Raw genomic sequence first — 23,499 nt, 5'->3', positions numbered from 1 at the left:
CGCAGGCTGCGATCTTTTGATCTTCTGTCAGGCGCTGTGGGTCTGTTGGAACTGCGCCAACGCCGGCAACAACTGCTTGTCGATCGCCTGGCGCACCGCTGGCTGGATACTGGCGCCGCTGGTGTACATGTCCTTGACCATCTTGCGCAATTCAAACGCGCGAACATTGTCCAGACCACGCACCGCACACTCACAGGCCTGCTCGGCAGTCGAGCCGCTCGGCACTTGAAAACCCAATGCCTTGAGCTGGCCCAACAAGTCTTCCTGATCGATCAAATCGGCATACATCATGGCGCGCTTCCTTCTTCGGCAACGGAGGTCGTGATTCGATTCTGGTGGGCGTGGGGAGTGACGGCAAGGGCGATTTGTCACAGTGGCCGCGACGGCTATGAACAGGTCGTTTTCGGCTAACTCAGTGCCAAGGGGAGTGGGCACACTGACTTCAGCTCGCTACACGACGGTTTGGTCACCCTCGACTGGCAGCTCCTCAACAGTACCCTCCGCCCCGATCCTGTCACGGCTTGTATCGGGGCTTTTTTTAATTTTATGAAAGTCAAAAGATCGCAGCCTCCGGCAACTCCTACAGTTGAAACGCGATCCCCTGTAGGAGCTGCCGAAGGCTGCGATCTTTTGCTTCTAGCGGATTAGCGTTGCAACACCAGAATCCGCGACAACAACTCGTCCCGGTCGATATAGCAGCCCTGGAAATGCCGCGCCCCACTGGCCGGATCAAATGCATTGCGCGCATGCAGCGTGCGGCGGTTATCGAAGCACCACAGCTCACCCGGATTGAGTCGCTGCATCAGTCGAAACCGTGGCTCGCGGGTCATCGCAATCAAGCGCCGATAGGCCCGGTACAGCAGCGGCATCTGCTCCACCGATGTATCGAATGCGCCGCGCAAAAAGTTCGCCATGCGAATCTCCGCAACCCGGCCCAACGCGTCCAGCGCAATGATCGGCGCCAGGCAACGATAGTCGCTGTGGCGGTCCTTGTTGCGGAATTGCACGGGGATTTCGCACAGCGCCTGGAACAGCTCCGGTGCTTCCTGACGCAAAGCATCGGCAATCGCAAAACCGTCGACAAAAATACTCTCGCCACCCTCGGCATCATTCACCAGGCAATGTAGAAACTGCAGCCCCGGTTGCAGCTCGCGAGTCGGCAAGTCCGTGTGCAACGGCAGGTTGAAAGCGGTGTAGGCGTTGCTGTCGGCATCGGCCTTGGACTGCACGTTGAACAGCACGCCGAAGTTGCTCTCGCGGATGAACGAAATGCGCTGGGCGATCAGCTTCAGCGAACCCGGCTCGGTGGGCACGCCGCGCACTTGGGTCAGGCCGATGTCGCGTACCGCGACCAACCATTGCAGCAGCGCGCCGTTGTCGTTCATCAGCGCTGAATATTCGAATACCGGTAGCTGCAAATCGCTGCGCCACAGGTAAGCCTTGGGTTTGGCGGCCAGACGTTCGGCGCGGGATTCGTCGTCATAGGCGTGGGCGCGCAGCCAGCCCGGATCGAAGCGACTGCGATGGCCGTCCTGCCAGTCGATCCGCAGACAGCCGTCGCTGTCGATGTGCGCGTTGGCGGGGACCAGATCCGGCGCAGCATCGACGATCTCGAATACCTGCTCGCGGGTAACGTTGTAGACGCACTGCTCGCACGGGCAGTTATCTCGCAACCAGACGTGATGGAACGGGCTGATGCGGCCATCGGCCCAGGCAATCGACACGCGATCCGTCAGGTTCTGCACGCCGCTCAGCGCGCTGATCAACGGATAAGTACGGAAATCGGCAACAGCGGCAGCGGTGTGCATGGCGGCTCCTTGCGTGGGAGGGATTAACGGGCGGGTGGCAGGGCGATGACCCGACCGATGTAAGCCGGGGCGGGCAGATCGACTTGCTCGGCGGCGATGGCTTGCAGGCGGCTCAAGGTGTCCGGGGTGAACGGCGCGGAACGTGGGCCGGCGAGATCGACGTGCAACAGCATCTGCTCGTTACCGGCCAGTTCCTTGTCGTCGCCGGCCAGGTGCAGGCTGTGATAGAGGTGCAGGCGTTTGCTGTCGTGACCGATGATCTGCGTGCGCACCTCGACCTCGGCGTCGAGCTTCACTTCGTGCAGGTAATTCAGGTGCAGTTCAAGGGTAAACAGCGAGTGGCCGCTGGCTTCGCGGTTGTTGCTGTCCATGCCGAGACGGTCCATCAGCGCGTCGGTGGCGTAGCTGAAAATCAGCAGGTAGAAGGCGTCGCGCAGATGGCCGTTGTAGTCGACCCAGTCGGGGATGATGGTGGTTTGGTAGGTGGTGAGAGTGGGCATGATGTTGGTTCCGGCAGTTGAAGGGTCATCAAGATCAAAAGCCACCCCTCACCCCAGCCCTCTCCCCATAGGGGAGAGGGGGAAAGGGAGCAGATCGGGGGCTTTTCAAAGCCTGTGTTCGGCTCGGTATTTCAAGTCGGTGTAACTCGCCCATCACCTCGGTCAGTCCCCTCTCCCCCCGGGAGAGGGTTAGGGTGAGGGGATCACTCGCTGAAACTCATTCCATGCTTTTCTTTGGTGGTCTTCACCGCCTCCAGCACCGCCAGCAGGCAGTCATCACGATAGCGCTCCAGCGCCGAAATGCTGTGGCGGCCAAGCTGATCGCTGGTGCCATCGACCACATCGTCGATCAGCTTGTCGGTCAGTTCCGGTGCCGGCAGATAAGTCCACGGCAACTGCAACGCCGGGCCGAACTGCGACATGAAGTGGCGCATCCCCGCGTCACCGCCGGCCAGCGTATAGGTCAGGAACGTGCCCATGAACGACCAGCGCAGACCGGCGCCAAAACGGATCGCGTCGTCGATCTCGCCAGTAGTCGCCACGCCGTCGTTGACCAGATGCAACGCCTCACGCCACAGCGCCTCAAGCAAGCGGTCAGCGATAAACCCCGGCACTTCCTTGCGCACATGCAGCGGGCGCATGCCGAGGGATTCGTAGACTTTCATCGCCGCTTGCACGGCCTCGGGCGCGGTGTTCTTGCCTCCGACCACTTCCACTAGCGGCAACAGGTAAACCGGGTTGAACGGATGTCCGACCACGCAGCGCTCAGGGTGGGTCGAACTCTCGTAGAACTCGCTCGGCAACAGGCCGGAGGTGCTGGATCCGATCAGCGCATCGGGCTTGGCCGCTGCGCTGATTTTGCTGTGCAGATCGAGTTTCAGCTCGAGGCGTTCCGGGGCGCTTTCCTGAATGAAATCGGCATCGCGCACGCATTCCTCGATGGTCGCGACAAAACGCAGACGATCCTGCGAGGCGCCGGGCGCCAGACCGTTTTTCTCCAGCGCACCCCAGGCATTGGCCACGCGTTTGCGCAGCGCAGCTTCAGCGCCGGGCGCCGGGTCCCAGGCCACCACGTCGAGGCCATGGGCGAGGGCACGCGCGACCCAGCCGCTGCCGATGACACCGCTGCCGAGGGCGGCGAAGGTTTTGATGTCGGTGATAAAGCTCATGGGAACTCCCTGAAAAGGTGTTTCCTGTAGGAGCTGCCGAAGGCTGCGATCTTTTGATCTTGCTTCAAACAATCAAAATCAAAAGATCGCAGCCTTCGGCAGCTCCTACAGGTGAAATCGGGGTGCAGTCAGAGCACCATTTTTGGGGCTGGGATTCAGCCGCGCTGGGTCAGGCCCATCTTCTTGCGGCCCTCAGCCGGGGTCAGCACGCGGGCGCCGAGGCGACTAAGAATTTCGCTGGCGCGTTCGACCAGTTGACCGTTGGTCGCCAGCACGCCCTTGTCCAGCCACAGGTTGTCTTCCAGGCCGACCCGCACGTTGCCGCCGAGCAGCACCGCTTGCGCGGCCATTGGCATCTGCATGCGGCCGATGCCGAACCCGGCCCACACCGCATCGGCGGGCAGGTTGTCGACCATGGCTTTCATGGTGGTGGTGTCGGCCGGCGCACCCCACGGGATGCCCAGGCACAGCTGGAACAGCGGGTTGTCGAGCAAGCCTTCCTTGATCATCTGCTTGGCGAACCACAGGTGGCCGGTGTCGAAAATTTCCAGTTCGGCCTTCACCCCCAGCTCGGTGATGCGCTTGGCGCCGGCGCGCAGTTGCGCCGGGGTCGAGACGTAAATGGTGTCGCCGTCGCCGAAGTTCAGCGTGCCGCAATCGAGGGTGCAGATTTCCGGCAGCAGTTCTTCAACGTGGGCCAGACGGGTCAGCGGACCGACCAGATCGGTGTTCGGGCCGAACTCCATCGGCCGTTCGCCCGGGCCGATTTCCAGGTCGCCGCCCATGCCGGCGGTGAGGTTGACGATGATGTCGACGTCCGCCTCGCGGATGCGCTCCATCACTTCGCGGTACAGCGCCACGTCACGGCTGAATTTGCCGGTCTGCGGATCGCGCACATGGCAGTGGACGACGGTGGCGCCGGCCTTGGCCGCTTCTACTGCAGCCGCTGCAATCTGTTTCGGGGTGACCGGCACGTGGGGGCTTTTGGCGGTCGTGTCGCCAGCACCGGTGAGTGCGCAGGTGATGATGACGTCGTGGTTCATGGTGCGGTTTCCTTCAGGCGTGTTGAGTCTGTTCGCAGCCCTTTCTCGGGCTGCGAAGCGTGTGTTCGGACTTGGGTTATTTGCTGGTCAGTTGCAGGTTTTCAGCGGCCGGTTTGCCGTCGAAGGTGGTCACACCGTCGAGCCAGCGCTGCTTGTCTTCGGGGTGATCCTTGAGCCATTGCCTGGCAGATTCGAAGGCATCCTTGTGGTCGAGCAGCGGCTGCATCATCCGGCTCTCGTCTTCGGCGGTGAACGTCAGGTTGCTCAGCAGGCGGCCGACGTTCGGGCACTGTTCGGCGTATTTCGGCGCGGTGACAGTCCACACCGTGGCCATGCCTTCGTTCGGGCCGAGGGCGTCTTCGCTGCCAGTGAGGTAAGTCATCTTGACGTTGACGTTCATCGGGTGCGGCGCCCAGCCGAAGAACACCACGGCTTCCTTGCGGCGCACGGCACGGTCAACGGCGGCGAGCATCCCGGCTTCGCTGGATTCCACGAGTTGGAATTTGCCGAGGCCGAACTGGTTCTTGGCGATCATCGCCTTGATCTGCGTGTTGGCGCCCGAACCCGGCTCGATGCCGTAGATCTTGCCGCCCAGTTCCTTCTCGAACTTGGCGATGTCGGCGAAAGTCTTCAGGCCCTTGTCCGCCAGATAAGTCGGCACGGCGAGGGTGGCGCGGGCGTCCTTCAGGCTTGGTGCCGGCAGGACTTTGACTTGGTTGGCATCGACGAACGGGGTGATGGTCTGGGTCATCAGCGGGTTCCAGTAGCCGAGGAACAGATCGAGCCGCTGATCGCGGATCCCGGCGAAGATGATTTGCTGGGAGGCGCTGGTTTGTTTGGTGCTGTAGCCGAGGCCGTCGAGCAGGACCTGGGTCATGGCACTGGTGGCGATCACGTCGGTCCAGTTCACGACGCCCATGCGCACGTTCTGGCACGAGGCGGGTTCGGCCGCCATGACGCTGGTGCTCAAGAAAGCGGTACCGCTGAGTGCAAGAACACAGCTGCTGATCAGTCGTTTCATGTCGGGTTCCTCGGCAGGTCGTTATTGTGAGTTCCGGCATCTGGCGTGCCGGTGATGCAAAGTTACGCAGCAACGGCCCCGTGAAAGCGCACTGCGGCGACTGGCATTTGCACTGTAGCGACCTGTGCGCTTGAACGCTGATGACAATCGGCGTATCAACGTTCCACGCTACCCGCTAACCGAGTGCGCCCATGTCCCAGGATTTCTACTTTCTGCTGATGCCGGGATTTTCCGCCATCGGCTTTATCTCCGCGATCGAACCGCTGCGGGTGGCCAACCGCTTTCGTGGCGAGCTGTACCGCTGGCACGTGCTCAGCGCCGATGGCGGGGCGGTGCTGGCGAGCAATGGCATGTCGGTCAACGCCGACGCGGCGCTGGAGCCGCTGAAGAAAGGCGCGACGCTGCTGGTGGTGGCCGGATTCGAGCCGCTGAAGTTCGCCACGCCAACCCTTGAGCACTGGCTGCGCCGGCTGGACAACGAAGGCGTGACCCTCGGCGCTATCGACACCGGCAGTTTCGTCCTCGCTGAAGCCGGCCTGCTCGACGGCCATCGCTTGACTCTGCATTGGGAAGCCATCGATGCGTTCAAGGAATCTTATTCACAGCTCAGCGTGACCCAGGAACTGTTCGAGATCGACCGGCGGCGCATCACCTCGGCGGGCGGCACGGCGTCTATCGATCTGATGCTGGATCTGATCGCACAGGCCCACGGCCCGCAACTGGCAATCCAGGTCAGCGAGCAGTTCGTGTTGGGGCGGATCCGACCGCGCAAGGACCACCAGCGCATGGAAGTCGCCACGCGCTACGGCATCAGCAACAAGAAGTTGGTCCAGGTGATTGGCGAGATGGAGCAACACAGCGAACCACCGCTGACCACGCTGCAACTGGCGGAATCGATCAAGGTCACGCGGCGGCAGCTGGAGCGCTTGTTTCGGCTGCACCTGAACGACACGCCGAGCAATTTTTATCTGCGCCTGCGGTTGGAAAAGGCCCGGCAGTTGCTGCGCCAGACCGATATGAGCGTGCTGGAAGTCAGCATCGCCTGCGGCTTTGAGTCACCGTCGTATTTTACCCGCAGCTACCGCGCGAAGTTCGCACGCTGCCCCCGCGAAGACCGGCGTACCGCCCAGGCCTGAAATTAAAACATCGCAGCCTTCGGCAGCTCCTGCATTGGAATGCATTTCCCTGTAGGAGCTGTCGAAGGCTGCGATCTTTTGAACTTACTTCTTCACCAGCGCCGAACACGCCGCTTTATAAGCCTCATGCTGATACTTGTTCAGCGTCCCCGGCAGCTCAAAGTTGTGCTTCTTGGCCTGGGCATTGATCGTCTGCGGCGACAACAACGTCACCTCACACCCGTCCAGCAACTGAAACACACCCTCGATCTTGAACGTAGTCGGCCCACCGGCAAACTCACCCTTCTTGCTGCGCTTCTTGATCACAATCCGGTCAATCGAATGCTCGCGCACAAATGAAGCGACCTGAGCCGCGAAGCGTTTGACGTTGGCCGCCTCGTCATCATCGTCGAGGGCGATTTTCTTGGTATTCAGTGCAACGTGGCTCAAGGCCGAACCGTCGAGGGCGGCCACGGCGATGATCGCTTCGCTGCCTTTGATTTCGATGCCGCAGATGTTCATGAGGGGGCCTTGAGTCTGTGTGAAGGGGTGACGATGGTCGCGCACCCTGCACCCGAGGTCAAAATGGATCGTCCTCGACGATGGGTGAAAAGCCGAAGCCGAGATTCATGAGGGGAGCGACCGCTTATCGGATAGCGTGTCTGACCTGTTATTTCTGACAGTAGACGCTTTGTCTGGATAGCTCCTAGATTTAGCTCCGGCAGCCGTTCGGTTGTCGGTTCATCAAAACGGGTTATACAGGGAGCACTGCTATGAGCCTCAGAAAGACCAAGCGTCCACCCGTCATCAAGAAAAAAGCTCGTGAACTGCTTATCAGAAAAGAAATTCGTGCATTGAGCGCGGATGAACGGGACAAATTCATCAGCAGCGTACTGGAGCTCAAGCGTCTGGGCCTTTACGACCATTATGTCCATGTGCACCATCAGATAATGATCCCCACCGTTCTTTGTGGTGAACCACGGCATCCCGAATATCGCAATGGTGCACATCAAGGGCCGGCGTTTCTCCCATGGCACCGGGCTTTTTTGCTGCAGTTCGAGGCTGACTTGCGCAAGATCGATCCCTCAGTAACTGTACCCTACTGGGATTGGACCCTTGATGCGGTCGATCCGCTGCGGTCGCCGATCTGGAGCGATAAATGGATGGGGGGAAATGGCGACCCCAATGATCATAACCTGGTCAAAGATGGACCATTTGCCCAAGCCAAAGGTCAATGGCACGTAGAGGCGTTTCCCGAGTACGGCTATGACATCCCCGGTCTGAGGCGAACATTTCAGACCCATGTAACTTCGTTACCGACGCCGGAAGACCTCGACAGGGCGATGAAAGAGTCCTTCTACGACTTGCCTCCCTATAACGCTGATCCGACAGTCCGGGGCTTTCGCAATGTGCTGGAAGGCTGGCGCACGAATAAGGCCGATCCTGCCGTTACCACTGATGGCTCTCAGTTGCATAACCGCGTCCATCTATGGATTGGCGGCCACATGTACTGGATGGTTTCGCCAAGTGACCCGGTGTTCTTCCTGCATCATTGCTTCATCGACAAGATATGGGCGGATTGGCAGGCGCAAAAACAACTGGACGACTCTCAATGGGCGCCACATTACGCACCCATGGAGTGTGGGCCCCGTGGCCATAATTATTACGATCGGCTCAAACCGTTTCAGGTGACCGTCGAAGAAATGATGGATATCAAAGAACTCGGGTATCAGTACGATCCGACCAGGCAATTGATACGCAGTGCTCCCAAGTCGCCTTTTGAGGCACCATGAACTTCAATTCGTCGTTCCTTTGCTTTCGGGTACAGGAACGACCATCACTCCTGCCCAATCGACTCCAAAAACTCTGACCGTTCATCACTCATCCGCGCCACACAGTCATTCTGCGCAATCTTGAATGCCTTGCTGCCTTCGGTGGCGGGGAAGGCTTCCACGGCGCAATCGGCGTCGCGGGTTTTCAGCCATTGTTGCTGGGCGGTTTTCAGTTTGGCGCTGATGTCGGCCAGTTGCGCGGCGTTTTTGCCGTAGGTGGCCTGCATGCGCTCGTTGAGGCTGGCGTAATTGTCCTTGAGCAGGTCTTCGGCGGTGCTGCGGCTGTAGGTCGAGCATTCCAGGGTCTGGACGTCGTTTTCCACCGCGTCGCACGGGTTGTTGTCGGTGTCTTCGGCGGCGTGTACGCCGGTCGCCATCAGTGCCAAAGCCAGGAAGATCGATTTCATGGTTGTCGCCGCTCTAATCCAGTGGTGTATCCAAGATGCGCCAGATTCTGGCTCAAGCTGGCGAGCTTGAACAGGTAGCTGATCGGAGCGCCTGGCGACCCTTTGTCGCGGATTGACGCTTTCGGCAATTCCCCTGTCGTTTTTGCACCCGGTCGCCCCGGCACCGAGGCATATGCTGGCCCCAAAGCGCCGGCAGACGATTCGGCGCATGAATCGCCAATAAGGGGACGCCTGATGAGCCCAGCCGAATTACACGCCGACAGCATCGTTATCGACGGTCTGATCATTGCCAAATGGAACCGCGAGCTGTTCGAAGACATGCGCAAGGGCGGTCTGACGGCGGCCAACTGCACTGTTTCGGTGTGGGAAGGCTTTCAGGCGACCGTTAACAACATCGCTGCCAGCCAGAAGCTGATCCGCGAGAACAGCGACCTGGTGATGCCGGTGCGCACCACCGCCGACATCCGTCGCGCCAAGGAGCAGGGCAAGACCGGCATCCTCTTCGGCTTCCAGAACGCCCACGCGTTTGAAGACCAGATCGGCTATGTCGAGGTGTTCAAGCAGCTCGGCGTCGGCATCGTGCAGATGTGCTACAACACCCAGAACCTGGTCGGCACCGGTTGCTACGAGCGTGACGGCGGCCTGTCGGGCTTCGGTCGCGAAATCGTCGCCGAGATGAACCGCGTCGGCGTCATGTGCGACCTGTCCCACGTCGGTTCCAAGACTTCCGAAGAAGTCATCCTCGAATCGAAAAAACCGGTCTGCTATTCCCACTGCCTGCCGTCGGGTCTGAAAGAGCACCCACGCAACAAGTCCGACGCCGAACTGAAGTTCATCGCCGACCACGGCGGTTTTGTCGGCGTGACCATGTTCGCGCCGTTCCTTGCCAAGGGTATCGATTCGACCATCGACGATTACGCCGAAGCCATCGAATACACCATGAACATCGTCGGCGAAGACGCCATCGGCATCGGCACCGACTTCACCCAGGGTCACGGCCAGGACTTCTTCGAATACTTGACCCACGACAAGGGCTACGCCCGTCGTCTGACCAGCTTCGGCAAGATCATCAACCCGCTGGGCATCCGCACTGTCGGCGAGTTCCCGAACCTGACCGAAACCCTGCTCAAGCGCGGCCACTCCGAGCGTGTGGTGCGCAAGATCATGGGCGAGAACTGGGTCAACGTCCTGAAAGACGTCTGGGGCGAGTAACGCTTACTCAAGACCGCCGCCGATCTGCCCCCTCTCCCTCGGGGAGAGGGCTGGGGTGAGGGCTGCGGCCAACACTGAATCTAAATTTTTCTGGAGTTAAGTTTCCATGGCCAAAATCGCCCCGCAATTGCCAATCGAAGTCGACAGCGAGACCGGTGTCTGGACCTCCGACGCCCTGCCGATGCTCTACGTGCCGCGTCATTTCTTCGTCAACAACCACATGGGTATCGAGGAAGTGCTGGGCGCCGACGCCTATGCCGAGATCCTCTACAAGGCCGGCTACAAGTCCGCCTGGCACTGGTGTGAAAAAGAAGCCGAATGCCACGGCCTGGAAGGCGTCGCCGTGTTCGAGCACTACATGAAGCGCCTGTCGCAACGCGGTTGGGGCCTGTTCAAGATCCAGGACATCGACCTCGACAAAGGTACCGCCAGCGTCAAGCTCGAACACTCGGCATTCGTCTATGTGTACGGCAAGGTCGGGCGCAAGGTCGATTACATGTTCACTGGCTGGTTTGCCGGGGCCATGGATCAGATCCTCGCCGCACGCGGCAGCAAGATTCGCACCGTTGCCGAGCAAGTCTACGGTGGCTCCGAAGAAGGCCACGACGACGGCCTGTTCACCGTCAAGCCGTTGTAAGTCGAGGAACCCGCCATGGCTTTCGAAGCAATGTTCCAGCCGATCCAGATCGGCAAACTGACAATCCGCAACCGCGTGCTCAGCACCGCGCACGCTGAGGTCTACGCGACTGACGGTGGCATGACCACCGAGCGCTACGTCAAATACTACGAAGAGAAAGCCAAGGGCGGCATTGGCCTGGCGATCTGCGGCGGTTCGTCGGTGGTCGCCATCGACAGTCCGCAGCAATGGTGGAGTTCGGTCAACCTGTCCACCGACCGGATCATTCCGCACTTCCAGAATCTGGCCGACGCCATGCACAAGCACGGCGCCAAGATCATGATCCAGATTACCCACATGGGCCGCCGCTCACGCTGGGACGGTTTCCACTGGCCGACCCTGATGTCGCCGTCGGGTATCCGTGAACCGGTGCACCGTGCGACCTGCAAGACTATCGAGCCGGAAGAGATCTGGCGGGTGATCGACAATTACGCCCAGGCGGCGCGCCGCGCCAAGGCCGGTGGTCTGGACGGCGTCGAGCTGTCGGCCGTGCACCAGCACATGATCGACCAGTTCTGGAGCCCGCGCGTCAACAAGCGTACCGATGAATGGGGTGGCAGCTTCGAAGGCCGGATGAAGTTCGGTCTGGAAGTGCTGAAAGCCGTGCGCGCCGAGGTCGGTGACGACTTCTGCGTGGGCATGCGTATCTGCGGTGACGAGTTCCACCCGGACGGTTTGTCCCACGAGGACATGAAGCAGATCGCCAAGTATTACGACGACACCGGGATGCTCGATTTCATCGGCGTCGTCGGCTCGGGTTGCGACACCCACAACACCCTGGCCAACGTGATTCCGAACATGAGCTATCCGCCGGAGCCGTTCCTGCATCTGGCGGCCGGGATCAAGGAAGTGGTCAAGGTTCCGGTGCTGCACGCGCAGAACATCAAGGACCCGAACCAGGCCACGCGCATCCTTGAAGGCGGTTACGTCGACATGGTCGGCATGACCCGTGCGCACATCGCCGACCCGCACCTGATTGCCAAGATCAAGATGGGCCAGATCGACCAGATCAAACAGTGCGTCGGCGCCAACTACTGCATCGACCGTCAGTATCAAGGTCTGGACGTGCTGTGCATCCAGAACGCCGCGACCTCCCGTGAATACATGGGCGTGCCGCACATCATCGAGAAATCCACCGGGCCGAAACGCAAGGTGGTGATCGTCGGTGCCGGCCCTGCCGGGATGGAAGCTGCGCGTGTGGCGGCCGAACGTGGCCACGACGTGACCCTGTTCGAGAAGAAAGAATTCATCGGCGGGCAGATCACCACGGCGTCGAAAGCGCCGCAGCGTGACCAGATCGCCGGCATCACCCGCTGGTTCCAGCTGGAGCTGGCGCGGCTGAAAGTCGACCTGCGTCTGGGTACTGCTGCAGATGCCGACACCATCATGGACTTGCGTCCGGACGTGGTGGTGCTGGCGGTCGGTGGGCATCCGTTCCTTGAGCAGAACGAACACTGGGGTGCCGCCGAAGGGTTGGTGGTCAGCAGCTGGGACGTGCTCGACGGCAAGGTCGCGCCGGGCAAGAACGTGCTGGTCTACGACACCATTTGCGAGTTTACCGGCATGTCGGTGGCCGACTTCCTCGCCGACAAGGGCAGCCAGGTCGAGATCGTCACCGACGACATCAAGCCGGGTGTGGCCATCGGCGGTACATCGTTCCCGACCTACTACCGCAGCATGTACCCGAAAGAAGTGATCATGACCGGCGACATGATGCTGGAAAAGGTCTACCGCGAAGGCGACAAGCTGGTGGCGGTGCTGGAGAACGAATACACCGGCGCCAAAGAGGAGCGGGTGGTCGATCAGGTGGTGGTGGAAAACGGCGTGCGTCCGGATGAGGAAATCTACTACGCGCTCAAAGAGGGTTCGCGCAACAAGGGCCAGATCGACGTCGAAGCGTTGTTCGCGATCCAGCCGCAGCCATCGTTGAGCAGCACCGGTGACGGCTACTTGCTGTTCCGCATCGGCGACTGCGTGGCGCAGCGTAATACCCACGCTGCGATCTACGACGCGTTGCGGTTGTGCAAAGACTTCTAAGGGCTTGCACATGACCCTGTAGGAGCTGCCGAAGGCTGCGATCTTTTGACTTTTGTTGTTCAAAGCAAGATCAAAAGATCGCAGCCTGCGGCAACTCCTACCATAGACCGTGTTTCTCCAGGCTGTACTGGTGGGAGCTTCACCATGTTGAACACCCTTCTTCCAATCCTGTTGTTCGCAGCCCTGGCCCTTGCGGTGCTGGGTGCGTTGCGGCGGGTGGCCATGTGGCGTCGGGGCCGGGCCTCGAAGGTCGATCTGATCGGCGGCCTGTTCGCCATGCCCAAGCGTTACATGGTCGACTTGCACCACGTGGTGGCGCGGGACAAATACATCGCCAACACTCACGTCGCCACGGCCGGTGGTGCGGTGGCGTCGATCGTGCTGGCGATTCTGGTGCACGGTTTCGGCCTGCATAACCGTATCCTCGGCTATGCGCTGCTGCTGATGACGGCGGTGATGTTCGTCGGTGCGCTCTTCGTTTACCGGCGCCGGCTCAACCCGCCGGCACGGTTGTCGAAAGGCCCGTGGATGCGCCTGCCGAAAAGCCTGCTGGCTTTCTCCGCCTCGTTCTTCCTGGTGACCCTGCCGGTGGCCGGGATCCTCCCGGAAAACTTCGGCGGCTGGCTGCTCGCGGCCATTCTCGGGCTCGGCGTTTTGTGGGGCGTGTCGGAGCTGTTCTTCGGCATGACTTGGGGCGGGCCGATGAAGCACGCCTTCGCCGGCGCCCTGCACCTGGCCTGGCACCGCCGCGCCGAGCGCTTTGGCGGCGGTCGTTCCACCGGTTTGAAACCGCTGGATCTGAATGATCCAAGCGCGCCGCTCGGCGTGGAAAAACCCAAGGATTTCACCTGGAACCAGTTGCTCGGTTTTGACGCCTGCGTGCAGTGCGGCAAGTGCGAAGCGGCGTGCCCGGCCTTCGCTGCCGGCCAGCCGCTGAACCCGAAAAAGCTGATTCAGGACATGGTCGTCGGCCTGGCTGGCGGCACTGACGCGAAGTTTGCCGGTAGCCCTTATCCGGGCAAGCCAATCGGGGAGCACAGCGGCAATCCGCATCAACCTATCGTCAATGGTCTGGTCGATGCCGAAACCCTGTGGTCGTGCACCACCTGCCGCGCCTGCGTCGAGGAATGCCCGATGATGATCGAGCACGTCGACGCCATCGTCGACATGCGCCGCCATCTGACGCTGGAAAAAGGCGCGACCCCGAACAAGGGTGCCGAGGTCCTGGAAAACCTGATCGCCACTGACAACCCCGGCGGTTTCGCTCCGGGCGGGCGGATGAACTGGGCGGCGGATCTGAACCTCAATCTGCTCAGCGAGAAGAAATCCACCGACGTGCTGTTCTGGGTCGGCGACGGTGCCTTCGACATGCGCAACCAGCGCACCTTGCGTGCGTTCGTCAAAGTGCTGAAAGCCGCGAAGGTCGACTTCGCGGTGCTCGGCCTCGAAGAACGTGACAGCGGTGATGTGGCCCGGCGTTTAGGCGACGAAGCGACCTTCCAGCTGCTCGCCAAACGCAATATCCAGACCCTGGCCAAATACAACTTCAACCGCATCGTCACCTGCGACCCGCACAGTTTTCATGTGTTGAAAAACGAGTACGGCGCGTTCGACGGCAACTACCTGGTGCAGCACCACAGCACCTACATGGCGGAAATCATTCAGGCCGGTGCGCTGAACCTCGGTCAGCACAAAGGCAACAGCGTGACCTACCACGATCCGTGCTACCTCGGTCGCTACAACGGCGAGTACGAGGCGCCGCGCGAAGTGCTGCGCGCCCTCGGCATCGAGGTCAAAGAGATGCAACGTTCCGGCTTCCGCTCGCGCTGCTGCGGCGGCGGTGGCGGCGCGCCGATCACTGACATTCCGGGCAAGCAGCGGATTCCCGACATGCGCATGGACGACATCCGCGAGACCGGCGCCGAGCTGGTGGCCGTGGGTTGTCCACAGTGCACGGCGATGCTCGAGGGCGTGGTCGAACCGCGTCCGTTGATCAAGGACATCGCCGAACTGGTGGCCGACGCGCTGCTCGAAGACGCCGCACCGAACAAGCCTGCCACCCCGGCCAAACGTGAACCTGCGGAGGCCCACTGATGAGCGACATTATCCGCCGCGACCCGCGCGCCGAATGGATTGCGCGTAACCGTCTGCATCCGCTGCACGCGGCCATGCAACCGGCGCAACACAGCTGGATGGGCCCCAATGGCGTCATCCGCAAGAACCTGCACGGCATCGGTTTCATCGGCCCCAACGGCATCAAGCGAATCGACCGCAGCGGCGCGCAACAGGGCGGGGCGGTCAAACGCTCGGCCACGGTTGAAGTGCAGTTGCCGCTGCATCAGGTACCGGCCCCGGCGTTCTATATCAGCGTGGTGCCGGACATGGTCGGCGGCCGCCTGAGCAGCCACGACCGTGACCTGTTGGGCCTGGCTCATCAACTGGCCGGCAACGACGGTGCGGTGCTGGCGGTGGTGTTTGGCGAACACAAAGAGAGCGCCTTCGCCACGGCCGGCGTCGATCGCTTGCTGGTACTGGAGGGCGACCAATTCAGCGGTTATGCACCGGAACAACGGGTGCAGGGCCTGCGGGCTGTGGATAACCAGTTCAATCCACGCCACTGGCTGCTGCCGGACAGCCGCAGCGGTGGTGGTGAACTCGGTCGGCGTTTTGCCGCGGCACTGGGCGAACGTCCGGCAACGCGGGTGTGGCAGGTCAAGGATCAGGAGTGTATCGGTCGCGCTGGCGCAGGCCTGCAAGACCTGGCGCGACCGGTCGCACGCTTGATTCTGGCCGCAGCGGAATGCGCGGAACCGGTCAGCGAAACCCGTCATGAGGCACTGCCGGTGGAGTTATCCACAACGGTGGCGCGCAGCCTGTCGCGGATCGAGGATCTTGGCGCGGTCGCGGTGGACCCGGCGGCGATTCCGATGGCCGAAGCCGAGTTCATTTTCTCCGGCGGCAATGGGGTCAAGGACTGGGCGCTGTTCCACCAGACCGCTGCGGCGCTCGGCGCCACCGAAGGCGCCTCGCGGGTCGCGGTGGACGATGGCTTCATGGCGCGTGATCGGCAGGTCGGCGCGTCCGGTACCTGGGTCACCGCACGGGTTTATGTGGCTGTGGGTATCTCCGGGGCGATCCAGCACCTGCAAGGCATCGGTGCCTGCGACAAGGTGGTGGCGATCAACCTCGACCCCGGTTGCGACATGATCAAACGCGCCGACCTGTCGGTGATTGGCGAGAGCGTGGAAATTCTTCAGGCGTTGATCGCGGCGGTAGCGGCTTACCGCAACGAAGCCAAGCGCGATGCGGCTTAAGGAACGGGTTATGAGCACAAAGATCATCAGTCTGGTTTCCATCGGTGCCCACCCGACGTCGGGCCGGCCACGCCGCGCCGAACAGGACGCGCGCGCCGTAGAACTGGGCCTGCAACTGGCTGGGGATAACCTGCAAGTGCTGCATGCCGGGGATGTCGCGGAACCGGCACTGCGCGCCTATCTGGGCATGGGCCTGGAACAGCTGCATGTGCTGGAGCAACCCGCTGGCGCCGACGCCTTGCCGGCGCTGACCGCGTATCTGCGCGAGGCTGCCGCTCAGGTGGTGCTGACCGGCAGTCAAGCGGAAACCGGCGAAGGCTCAGGCATGTTGCCGTTCTTGCTCGCCGAAGGGCTGGGCTGGCCGCTGGTGGTGGGGCTGGCGCAGGTCGAGTCGATCAATGATGGTTCGGCGCTGGTGCTGCAAGCCTTGCCCCGTGGGCAGCGGCGCCGGTTGAAGGTGAAGCTGCCGTTTCTGGCGACTGTGGATAACGCCGCGCCCAAACCTCGACAGAGTGCCTACGGTCCGGCGCGACGCGGGGTGTTGAATGCCGAAGACGTTGAGGTGCTGGACGATGAACTGCTGGCGGTTGCCACGTTGCAACCGGCCAAGCCACGGCCGAAACGTTTGAAGGTGATCAAGGCCAAGAGCGGTGCGGACCGCATGAAAGCTGCCACCGCCAAAGCCAGTGGCGGCGGTGGACAAGTGCTCAAGGGTGTCACCGCGCAGGCCGGGGCGGAAGCGATCCTCAAACTACTGATCGAAGAAGGGGTTGTTCGCTGAAAAGCCACTCACCCTAGCCCTCTCCCGGAGGGAGAGGGGACCGACCGAGTGGTATTGGCTAATTACATCGACCTGCGATTGCGCAGTGACCTTGGTCTGGCCAAGCCTGAGATCACAATGTTCGTTCAGGTCGGTGGAGTTTGAACAGGCGATGCGGTCGGCTCCCTCTCCCTTTGGGAGAGGGCTGGGGTGAGGGGTAGTGTTTACCCACAATCCCTGTTGGCGGATCTGTGGATAACGTGTTCGCCCATCCCTGTATCCCACGCCAATCAAGCCCTCCAAGCCCCAGCTCAAAAAACAACCAGCCTAAGTCACGGTTTTACCGGGCTTTTTCTCCTGAATAACTTCAAGAGTTGCCCCCAATCTCTGTTGGCGCTTCTGTGGACAAGATGTTCGCTGTTCGCTGCAAGGTATATAAACCGTGGCTTGCAGGGATTTGATCAATAAATGATCGATGAAGCGTTTCAGGCTGATAATCCCTGCGCTACGCCCGATTTCCCACAGTCCTCAGCACTTTTCCACAGCAGCCACAAAGTTACCCCCGAACTCTGTTGGTGCTTCTGTGGATAACGTGTTCGCCATCCGCTACAGGTCATTAAAAACGTGCCTTCCAAGGATTTGATCAAAAAACAGCCAATGCCTCTCACAAACCGTGCTTCTGGATAAGTCACGATTTTTCTTCACAAATCAGGCAGTTATTTTTCCATTCATCCACAGTTACCCCCATTTGCTGTGCATGGCTATGTGGATAACTTGTTCGCCAAACCCTGCAAGGCCCGCCCGGTATAGTTCAAACCGCAATTGATCAGATTTCATACAGTTCTAACGCGTTGCCTTGACTTCGATTCCTGCGCTGTCTTCACTGCAATGGCACAAGGACAGCCGTCACTTATCCACATCAGGTTCTGGGAGAACGCATGATGGATAGCCGCCCACACCGCCATCCCCCCTCGCCACGCAAGCGCACGTTACGTCGTGCGGCCAATCAACGCGCTCGTCTGTAGCGACCTCCTGCTTTAACCGCTGTGCTGTCGCCGGGCTCGACCCGGAGGCCAGGTGCCCGTTCGCCCATTGATTGCAGGCAACCGCAGAGTTGCCCCATCTGCCTGAGAGAGGAACACCCTCATGACACGCATCGCAACGCCCATCAGCGAGATCAAGGAACACTACGACGTGATCGTCATCGGCTCCGGCTATGGCGGCGGCATTGCTGCGTCGCGCCTGTCCCGGGCCGGCAAGCAGGTGTGCCTGCTCGAACGCGGGCGGGAAATCCAGCCCGGTGAATACCCCAACACCATGATCGCCGCGACTGAAGAGCTGCAGGTGCATGACCCGGACGGCCACATTGGCTCGCGCACCGGACTGTTCGACCTGCATGTGAATGCCCAGCAGAACGTGGTGGTCGGCTGCGGCCTCGGCGGTACATCGCTGATCAACGCCAATGTTTCCCTGGAGCCGGAACCCGGGGTGTTCGAGGATCCACGCTGGCCGCAGGCGGTACGCGATCATCGCGATACGCTGCTCAAGGACGGTTACGCCCGTGCCCGGGAAATGCTCAAGCCTAATCCGTACCCGAACAGCGCGCCGAACCTGCCCAAGCTCGACGCCAACAAAAAATCGGCGGACTACCTCAAGCAAGGCGCGCATTTCTACAAGCCACCGATCAACGTGACCTTCGACAAGCTGCCGAACAACCTCAACCACGTCGGCGTCGAACAACTGCCGTGCAACCATTGCGGCGACTGCGTCTCGGGCTGTAACAACAAGGCCAAGAACACCACGCTGATGAACTATCTGCCGGACGCCTGGAACCATGGCGCGGAGATTTTCTGCCAGGCTGAGGTGCGCCATCTGGAGCGCGACGGCGAAGGCTGGATCGTGCACTTCCAGTACCTCGACAGCGGTCGCGAGAAGTTCGACGCGCCGACGCTGTTCGTGAAGGCCGATATCGTCGTGGTCTCCGCCGGCACTCTCGGTTCTACCGAGATCCTGTTGCGCTCACGGGACAAGGGCCTGGTGATGTCCGGCCAGCTCGGCGAGAACATGAGCGGCAACGGTGACATCCTCGGTTTCGGCCACAACTGCGAGCAGACCATCAACGGCATCGGTTTCGGCGCGCATTCGGCCAAGGAACTGCACCCGGTCGGCCCGTGCATCACCTCGATCATCGACATGCGCACCGAAGGTGACTGGCGCAGCCGCATGGTCATCGAGGAAGGCTCGATCCCCGGCGCCCTCGGCCGACCGATGGTGCCGGCGATGGCCGGGTTCGCCGAAATGATCGGCGTGGCCACTGACGACAGTTTCAGCGGCAAGCTCGGCTACAAGGAGCGCGAGGCCGAGAGTTTCCTGCGCGGGCCGTATTACGGCGCGCTGCACAATATGCAGACCTACCTGATCATGAGCCACGACAGCGGCCAGGGCCGGATGATTCTCGACAACAAGGACCAGTTGCGCATCGACTGGCCGGGTGTCGGCGAGCAGGAAAACTTCAAACTCGGCAATGAGCGTCTGTACCAGAGCACCAAGGCGTTGGGCGGGGTCTGGGTCGAGAACCCGATCTGGACCAGGCTGCTCAAGCACAGCATCGTCTCGGTGCATCCGCTGGGCGGTTGCGTGATGGGCGAAGACGCGACGCAAGGCGTGGTCAATCACAAGGGCCAGGTGTTCAGCGGCGCGGCCGGCACCGATGTTCACGCCAGTCTGTACGTGACCGACGGCGCGGTGATCCCGACCTCGCTGGCGGTCAATCCGCTGCTGACCATCTCCGCCGTGAGCGAGCGCAACATGGGCCTGCTCGCCGCTGACCGTGGTTGGCAGATCGACTACACGTTGCCGTCGGCGCCGCGCAAACAGGTAGCGCCGCCGACCCTCGGCGTGCAGTTCACCGAAACCATGAAGGGCTATTTCTCCCGGGCATTCACTGCCGCGCAAAGCACTGATCTGAAAGTCTACGAGGCGGCGGCCAAACGCGGTGAGGCGGACAACTCGCCAATCGACTTCACCCTGACCATCACCGCCAGCGACCTCAATCGGATGATCAAGGAACCTGAACACGCCGCGACCATCGTCGGTACGGTCAATGCTCCGGCGCTGTCGCCGCAACCGCTGACCGCCAGCAATGGCGTGTTCAACCTGTTCGAGCAATTCGAGCAGCAGGTCGACACGCGGCACATGAAATACGACATGAAACTGACCGCCGAGGACGGCAGCGACTACTTCTTCAGCGCCTTCAAAACCGTGCCGGAAGACAACGGCGTGCTCAACATCTGGCACGACACCAGCACTCTGTACGTGACGCTGTATCGCGGACCGGACAAGTCGGGCGAGGTGATCGGCTCCGGGGTGATGCACATTCATCCGACCGATTTCGCCAAGCAGATGACCACCATGAAAGTGCTCAACGCGCGTAACGAGCGCGAGCGCATCGAAGGCCTGGCGCGCTTCGGCAAGTTCTTCGCCGGGATTCTCTGGGAGAGTTACGGCGGGGTCTTCGCTGGCGATATCTACTTCAACCCCGACGCGCCGCCACGGCTGAAGCGGCCGCTGGATGCGCCGATCCCGGCGGTGCATTTCTTCCCCACCGAAGACGGTGTCGAGCTGCGCCTGACCCGTTATCAGGCCGGCAGCAAAGGCCCGGTGATGCTGGTGCATGGCCTGGGTGTCGGTTCGAATATCTTTTCCACCGACACCATCCAGACCAACCTGCTGGAGTACCTGTGCAAGCACGACTATGACGTGTGGCTGCTGGATTTCCGGGTGAGCATTCTGCTGCCGGCGAGCAAGAAAGAGTGGAATGGCGACCAGATCGCCCAGTACGACTTCAAGGCCGCCATTGCGCAGATTCAACAAGAGACGCAGGCCAAAGACGTGCAATGCGTGGTGCATTGCTACGGCGCGACCACGTTCTTCATGTCGTTGCTGGCGGGGCTGCAGGGTGTGCGCTCGGTGGTCTGCTCGCAGATTGCCGCTGACACCGTGGTCGCCACCGCCACTGGATTGAAGGCCGGTCTGCACCTGCCGGGGATGCTCGATGCGATCGGCATCAAGTCGATGACGGCTTACGCCGACAGCAAGGAGAACTGGTTCAACCGCCTCTACGACAAGGCCCTCAACGGTTACGCGCGGATCGAGGCGCAGGGTTATTGCACCAACCCGGTGTGCCACCGCATCACTTTCATGTACGCCTCGCTGTATCGCCACGACACGCTCAATGAAACCCTGCACGACAACCTGCACGAGCTGTTCGGCGAGTCGAATATCGAGACCTTCGAGCACCTGGCGCTGATCGTGCGCAAAGGTCACCTGGTGGATTTCAAGGGCAACGATGTGTACATGCCGCATTTCGAGCGGCTGACAATGCCGATCTGCTTTATCAGCGGCGCGGAGAACCAGTGCTACCTGCCGGAAAGCACACTGAAGACCTACCAGCGAGTCTGCGAAGTCCACGGGCCGGAGCGCTACAGCCGGCACGTAGTGCCGGGTTACGGCCACATCGACTGCATGTTCGGCAAGAACGCGGTGGTGGATGTGTACCCGATCATCCTTGAGCACCTGGAGAAAACGGCCCAGGCCTGACTCTACCCTGTAGGAGCTGCCGCAGGCTGCGATCTTTTGATCTTGAAAAAAGCCAAAGATCGCAGCCTGCGGCAGCTCCTATAGGTGCGGTGTCGTGTTCGCAATTCAGACAAGGAAATGGATGATATGGACAGCTACATCCGCTGGTTTCAACGCTTCATCTGGATCGGCATTGCGATGAACATGGTGTTCGCGATCCCGGCGCTGTTCGCGCCGGGGTTGCTGACATCGGTGGTCGGGCTGCCGCCGCAACTCTCCGACCCGTGGCTGGAAAACGCCGGGATGCTGCTGGTGGGCATCAGCGTGTTTTACATGCCGTCGGGCTTCAATGCGCCGCGCTATGTGGTGCATTCCTGGCTGTGCGTGTTGACGCGGCTGATCGCCGTGGTGTTCTGGATTTACCTGATCAATACGAGTATTCAGGGTTCGGTGTTCGTGCCGATGTTGATGGGCGATCTGAGCTTCTTCCTGATCCTCGGTATTCTGCTGTACCTCGGCACCACGCCCGCGAACCGGCCATGGGCGCTGCTCTGCGATGGCTGGCGCGAGTGGCGCGCGGCCTGGATGCGGCAATGGCAGAGCCACGCCTTCAAGGTCGGCACCTTGATCGTGGTGGCGCTACTGGGTTTCATCGTTTACCAGACCTGGTACCAGATGCTGCGGGTGGTGCCGGAGCAGGAATACGCCTCCGACGAAGACCACTACAAATACGCCGCCATCGGCCTGGGCGTCGAAGCGCGGATCCCGTATTACCTGTTCGCCGTGCTGCCGCAGATGTGCCCGGAAAAACTGCCCAAACCCGGCGGCTGGGAAGTCTTCGGCTTTCTCTATGAAAACGGCAAGGACCTGCCGATCGGCATGGCCAAGCGGCAGATCGGTTACCCCACCGTTGAACCGAACTGCGCGCTGTGCCACACCGGTTCCTACCGGGCCAATGCCAGCGACGTCGCGGTCAACGTGCCGAGCGCGCCGGCCAACACCCTGCAACTGCAGGCCTTCCAGTGGTTCGCCTACGATTGCGCCAGCGACCCGAAATTCACCACCGACGCGGTGATGGCGGCGATCAACGGCAAATTCCAACTGGGCTTTTTCGAGAAGCTCTACAACCGATATCTGATTATTCCGATGGCGAAGAGCGCTTTGCTCAAGCAGAAACAGGCCTACGCCTGGCAGAAGCTGCGTCCGCAACAGGGCCCGGGCCGCACCGACACCTTCAACCCGACCAAAATGGTGGTGTTCGGCTTCCCGGATGACTCGACCATCGGCACCGTCGATCTGCCGCAAGTGTGGAACCAGAAACCGCGGGAATCGATGTACCTGCATTGGGACGGCAATAACAACAAGATCCACGAACGCAACTACGCCGCTGCAATGGCGGTGGGTGCGACGCCGGAATCGGTGCTGCCGCCGAGCTTCAACCGGGTGACCAACTGGCTGCTCGGGCACAAGGCACCGGCGTGGCCGTGGGCGCTGGATCAGGCGAAAGTCGCGCAAGGCAAGCCGATCTGGGATGCCAATTGCGCCGCGTGCCACGACTTCGGGCGCGCCGACACCGGGCAAGTGACCACCAACATCGATCAACTGGGCACCGATCCGCATCGGCTGGACTCGTTCACCACCGGTCTGGTGACCGCGTTCCACACCTTCAAGAAACCGCCGTTCGACTTCGGCGCGTATCGCAAGACCCAGAGCTACAGCAACACGCCGACTGACGGCATCTGGCTGCGTGCGCCGTACCTGCACAACGGTTCGGTGCCGACCCTGTGGGACCTGCTGCAACCGCCGGAAAAACGTCCGGTGGTGTTCATCACCGGCTCCGATGTCTACGACCCGGTCAACGTCGGTTTCGTCACCACGGGCGCTCAGGCCAAAGCCTCGGCGGATTTCAAATACGACACCCGACTGGAGGGCAACCACAACAGCGGTCACCTGTATGGCACCACGCTGTCGGACGACGACAAACGTGCGTTGATCGAGTTCATGAAAACCCTGTGAGCCCTTACGGA

The 23,499-nt window shown here is 61.0% G+C and carries 18 protein-coding genes; 10 read left to right on the top strand and 8 right to left on the bottom strand.

Annotated elements, in window-relative coordinates; translation table 11 throughout:
- Positions 1-27: 27 nt before the first annotated feature.
- The 6 genes from JN524_RS24495 to JN524_RS24470 form a co-directional block, all read right to left on the bottom strand.
- Positions 28-291: a hypothetical protein gene (locus JN524_RS24495; RefSeq protein ID WP_041063364.1), complete on the bottom strand. Its 264-nt coding sequence runs from the start codon at positions 289-291 to the stop codon at positions 28-30.
- 353 nt (positions 292-644) lie between these two features.
- Entirely contained in the window at positions 645-1,808 is a 1,164-nt protein-coding gene (locus JN524_RS24490) for a gamma-butyrobetaine dioxygenase (protein ID WP_202371004.1), read from the bottom strand.
- A gap of 23 nt (positions 1,809-1,831) precedes the next feature.
- A complete protein-coding gene (locus JN524_RS24485) occupies positions 1,832-2,308 on the bottom strand; it encodes a thioesterase family protein (RefSeq protein WP_103368835.1) in 477 nt (158 codons plus the stop codon).
- 203 nt (positions 2,309-2,511) lie between these two features.
- Positions 2,512-3,477: an L-carnitine dehydrogenase gene (locus JN524_RS24480; RefSeq protein ID WP_096795714.1), complete on the bottom strand. Its 966-nt coding sequence runs from the start codon at positions 3,475-3,477 to the stop codon at positions 2,512-2,514.
- 155 nt (positions 3,478-3,632) lie between these two features.
- Positions 3,633-4,520: a 3-keto-5-aminohexanoate cleavage protein gene (locus tag JN524_RS24475; RefSeq protein WP_202371003.1), complete on the bottom strand. Its 888-nt coding sequence runs from the start codon at positions 4,518-4,520 to the stop codon at positions 3,633-3,635.
- 76 nt (positions 4,521-4,596) lie between these two features.
- On the bottom strand, positions 4,597-5,541 hold the full coding sequence (locus tag JN524_RS24470) for a choline ABC transporter substrate-binding protein (protein WP_202371002.1): 945 nt from the start codon (positions 5,539-5,541) through the stop codon (positions 4,597-4,599).
- A 191-nt stretch (positions 5,542-5,732) separates the two neighbouring features.
- Between JN524_RS24470 and JN524_RS24465 the strand changes: the two genes are divergently transcribed.
- Positions 5,733-6,677 (top strand): GlxA family transcriptional regulator, encoded by a 945-nt coding sequence (locus JN524_RS24465; protein ID WP_202371001.1) that lies wholly within the window; start codon positions 5,733-5,735, stop codon positions 6,675-6,677.
- Between the two features lie 84 nt (positions 6,678-6,761).
- Here JN524_RS24465 and JN524_RS24460 read toward each other — a convergent pair whose 3' ends face one another.
- A complete protein-coding gene (locus tag JN524_RS24460) occupies positions 6,762-7,178 on the bottom strand; it encodes a DUF3010 family protein (protein ID WP_202371000.1) in 417 nt (138 codons plus the stop codon).
- Positions 7,179-7,429: 251 nt separating this feature from the next.
- Between JN524_RS24460 and JN524_RS24455 the strand changes: the two genes are divergently transcribed.
- The gene (locus tag JN524_RS24455; protein WP_237403160.1) at positions 7,430-8,449 is read left to right on the top strand and encodes a tyrosinase family protein; all 1,020 of its coding nucleotides are present in this window, start codon (positions 7,430-7,432) and stop codon (positions 8,447-8,449) included.
- 44 nt (positions 8,450-8,493) lie between these two features.
- Here JN524_RS24455 and JN524_RS24450 read toward each other — a convergent pair whose 3' ends face one another.
- Positions 8,494-8,895 (bottom strand): lysozyme inhibitor LprI family protein, encoded by a 402-nt coding sequence (locus JN524_RS24450; protein WP_202370999.1) that lies wholly within the window; start codon positions 8,893-8,895, stop codon positions 8,494-8,496.
- A gap of 234 nt (positions 8,896-9,129) precedes the next feature.
- Here JN524_RS24450 and JN524_RS24445 point away from each other — a divergent pair, with 234 nt between their 5' ends.
- The 8 genes from JN524_RS24445 to JN524_RS24410 all read left to right on the top strand — a co-directional run bounded on the left by JN524_RS24445 (position 9,130) and on the right by JN524_RS24410 (position 23,488).
- Complete coding sequence (locus tag JN524_RS24445) at positions 9,130-10,107, top strand: dipeptidase (protein ID WP_007962626.1); 978 nt, start codon at positions 9,130-9,132, stop codon at positions 10,105-10,107.
- Between the two features lie 106 nt (positions 10,108-10,213).
- Positions 10,214-10,744: a DUF5943 domain-containing protein gene (locus JN524_RS24440; RefSeq protein WP_007926354.1), complete on the top strand. Its 531-nt coding sequence runs from the start codon at positions 10,214-10,216 to the stop codon at positions 10,742-10,744.
- Positions 10,745-10,759: 15 nt separating this feature from the next.
- A complete protein-coding gene (dgcA, locus tag JN524_RS24435) occupies positions 10,760-12,820 on the top strand; it encodes a dimethylglycine demethylation protein DgcA (RefSeq protein WP_202370998.1) in 2,061 nt (686 codons plus the stop codon).
- 144 nt (positions 12,821-12,964) lie between these two features.
- On the top strand, positions 12,965-14,914 hold the full coding sequence (dgcB, locus tag JN524_RS24430; protein WP_202370997.1) for a dimethylglycine demethylation protein DgcB: 1,950 nt from the start codon (positions 12,965-12,967) through the stop codon (positions 14,912-14,914).
- Positions 14,914-16,134, top strand: coding sequence for an electron transfer flavoprotein subunit alpha (etfA, locus tag JN524_RS24425; protein WP_202370996.1), 1,221 nt, complete (start codon positions 14,914-14,916; stop codon positions 16,132-16,134). Before dgcB ends, etfA begins: the two co-directional genes overlap by 1 nt.
- A gap of 10 nt (positions 16,135-16,144) precedes the next feature.
- Positions 16,145-16,915 carry an electron transfer flavoprotein subunit beta gene (gene etfB, locus JN524_RS24420; protein ID WP_202370995.1) on the top strand — a complete coding sequence of 257 codons (771 nt, stop codon included), beginning with the start codon at positions 16,145-16,147 and terminating at the stop codon, positions 16,913-16,915.
- A 1,125-nt stretch (positions 16,916-18,040) separates the two neighbouring features.
- A complete protein-coding gene (locus JN524_RS24415; protein ID WP_202370994.1) occupies positions 18,041-21,493 on the top strand; it encodes a GMC family oxidoreductase N-terminal domain-containing protein in 3,453 nt (1,150 codons plus the stop codon).
- Between the two features lie 126 nt (positions 21,494-21,619).
- Entirely contained in the window at positions 21,620-23,488 is a 1,869-nt protein-coding gene (locus JN524_RS24410; RefSeq protein ID WP_202370993.1) for a hypothetical protein, read from the top strand.
- Positions 23,489-23,499 lie beyond the last annotated feature (11 nt).

The organism is Pseudomonas sp. MWU318, assembly GCF_016756945.1.
In the GTDB taxonomy this organism is placed as follows: Bacteria; Pseudomonadota; Gammaproteobacteria; order Pseudomonadales; family Pseudomonadaceae; genus Aquipseudomonas; species Aquipseudomonas putida_A.
This window is presented reverse-complemented; position numbering and strand designations above follow the sequence as displayed.

Bases quoted from the DNA above. Each gene is read 5' to 3' on its own strand.
- JN524_RS24495 (WP_041063364.1), bottom strand. From the start codon at position 291: ATGATGTATGCCGATTTGATCGATCAGGAAGACTTGTTGGGCCAGCTC.
- JN524_RS24490 (WP_202371004.1), bottom strand. From the start codon at position 1,808: ATGCACACCGCTGCCGCTGTTGCCGATTTCCGTACTTATCCGTTGATC.
- JN524_RS24485 (WP_103368835.1), bottom strand. From the start codon at position 2,308: ATGCCCACTCTCACCACCTACCAAACCACCATCATCCCCGACTGGGTC.
- JN524_RS24480 (WP_096795714.1), bottom strand. From the start codon at position 3,477: ATGAGCTTTATCACCGACATCAAAACCTTCGCCGCCCTCGGCAGCGGT.
- JN524_RS24475 (WP_202371003.1), bottom strand. From the start codon at position 4,520: ATGAACCACGACGTCATCATCACCTGCGCACTCACCGGTGCTGGCGAC.
- JN524_RS24470 (WP_202371002.1), bottom strand. From the start codon at position 5,541: ATGAAACGACTGATCAGCAGCTGTGTTCTTGCACTCAGCGGTACCGCT.
- JN524_RS24465 (WP_202371001.1), top strand. From the start codon at position 5,733: ATGTCCCAGGATTTCTACTTTCTGCTGATGCCGGGATTTTCCGCCATC.
- JN524_RS24460 (WP_202371000.1), bottom strand. From the start codon at position 7,178: ATGAACATCTGCGGCATCGAAATCAAAGGCAGCGAAGCGATCATCGCC.
- JN524_RS24455 (WP_237403160.1), top strand. From the start codon at position 7,430: ATGAGCCTCAGAAAGACCAAGCGTCCACCCGTCATCAAGAAAAAAGCT.
- JN524_RS24450 (WP_202370999.1), bottom strand. From the start codon at position 8,895: ATGAAATCGATCTTCCTGGCTTTGGCACTGATGGCGACCGGCGTACAC.
- JN524_RS24445 (WP_007962626.1), top strand. From the start codon at position 9,130: ATGAGCCCAGCCGAATTACACGCCGACAGCATCGTTATCGACGGTCTG.
- JN524_RS24440 (WP_007926354.1), top strand. From the start codon at position 10,214: ATGGCCAAAATCGCCCCGCAATTGCCAATCGAAGTCGACAGCGAGACC.
- dgcA (WP_202370998.1), top strand. From the start codon at position 10,760: ATGGCTTTCGAAGCAATGTTCCAGCCGATCCAGATCGGCAAACTGACA.
- dgcB (WP_202370997.1), top strand. From the start codon at position 12,965: ATGTTGAACACCCTTCTTCCAATCCTGTTGTTCGCAGCCCTGGCCCTT.
- etfA (WP_202370996.1), top strand. From the start codon at position 14,914: ATGAGCGACATTATCCGCCGCGACCCGCGCGCCGAATGGATTGCGCGT.
- etfB (WP_202370995.1), top strand. From the start codon at position 16,145: ATGAGCACAAAGATCATCAGTCTGGTTTCCATCGGTGCCCACCCGACG.
- JN524_RS24415 (WP_202370994.1), top strand. From the start codon at position 18,041: ATGACACGCATCGCAACGCCCATCAGCGAGATCAAGGAACACTACGAC.
- JN524_RS24410 (WP_202370993.1), top strand. From the start codon at position 21,620: ATGGACAGCTACATCCGCTGGTTTCAACGCTTCATCTGGATCGGCATT.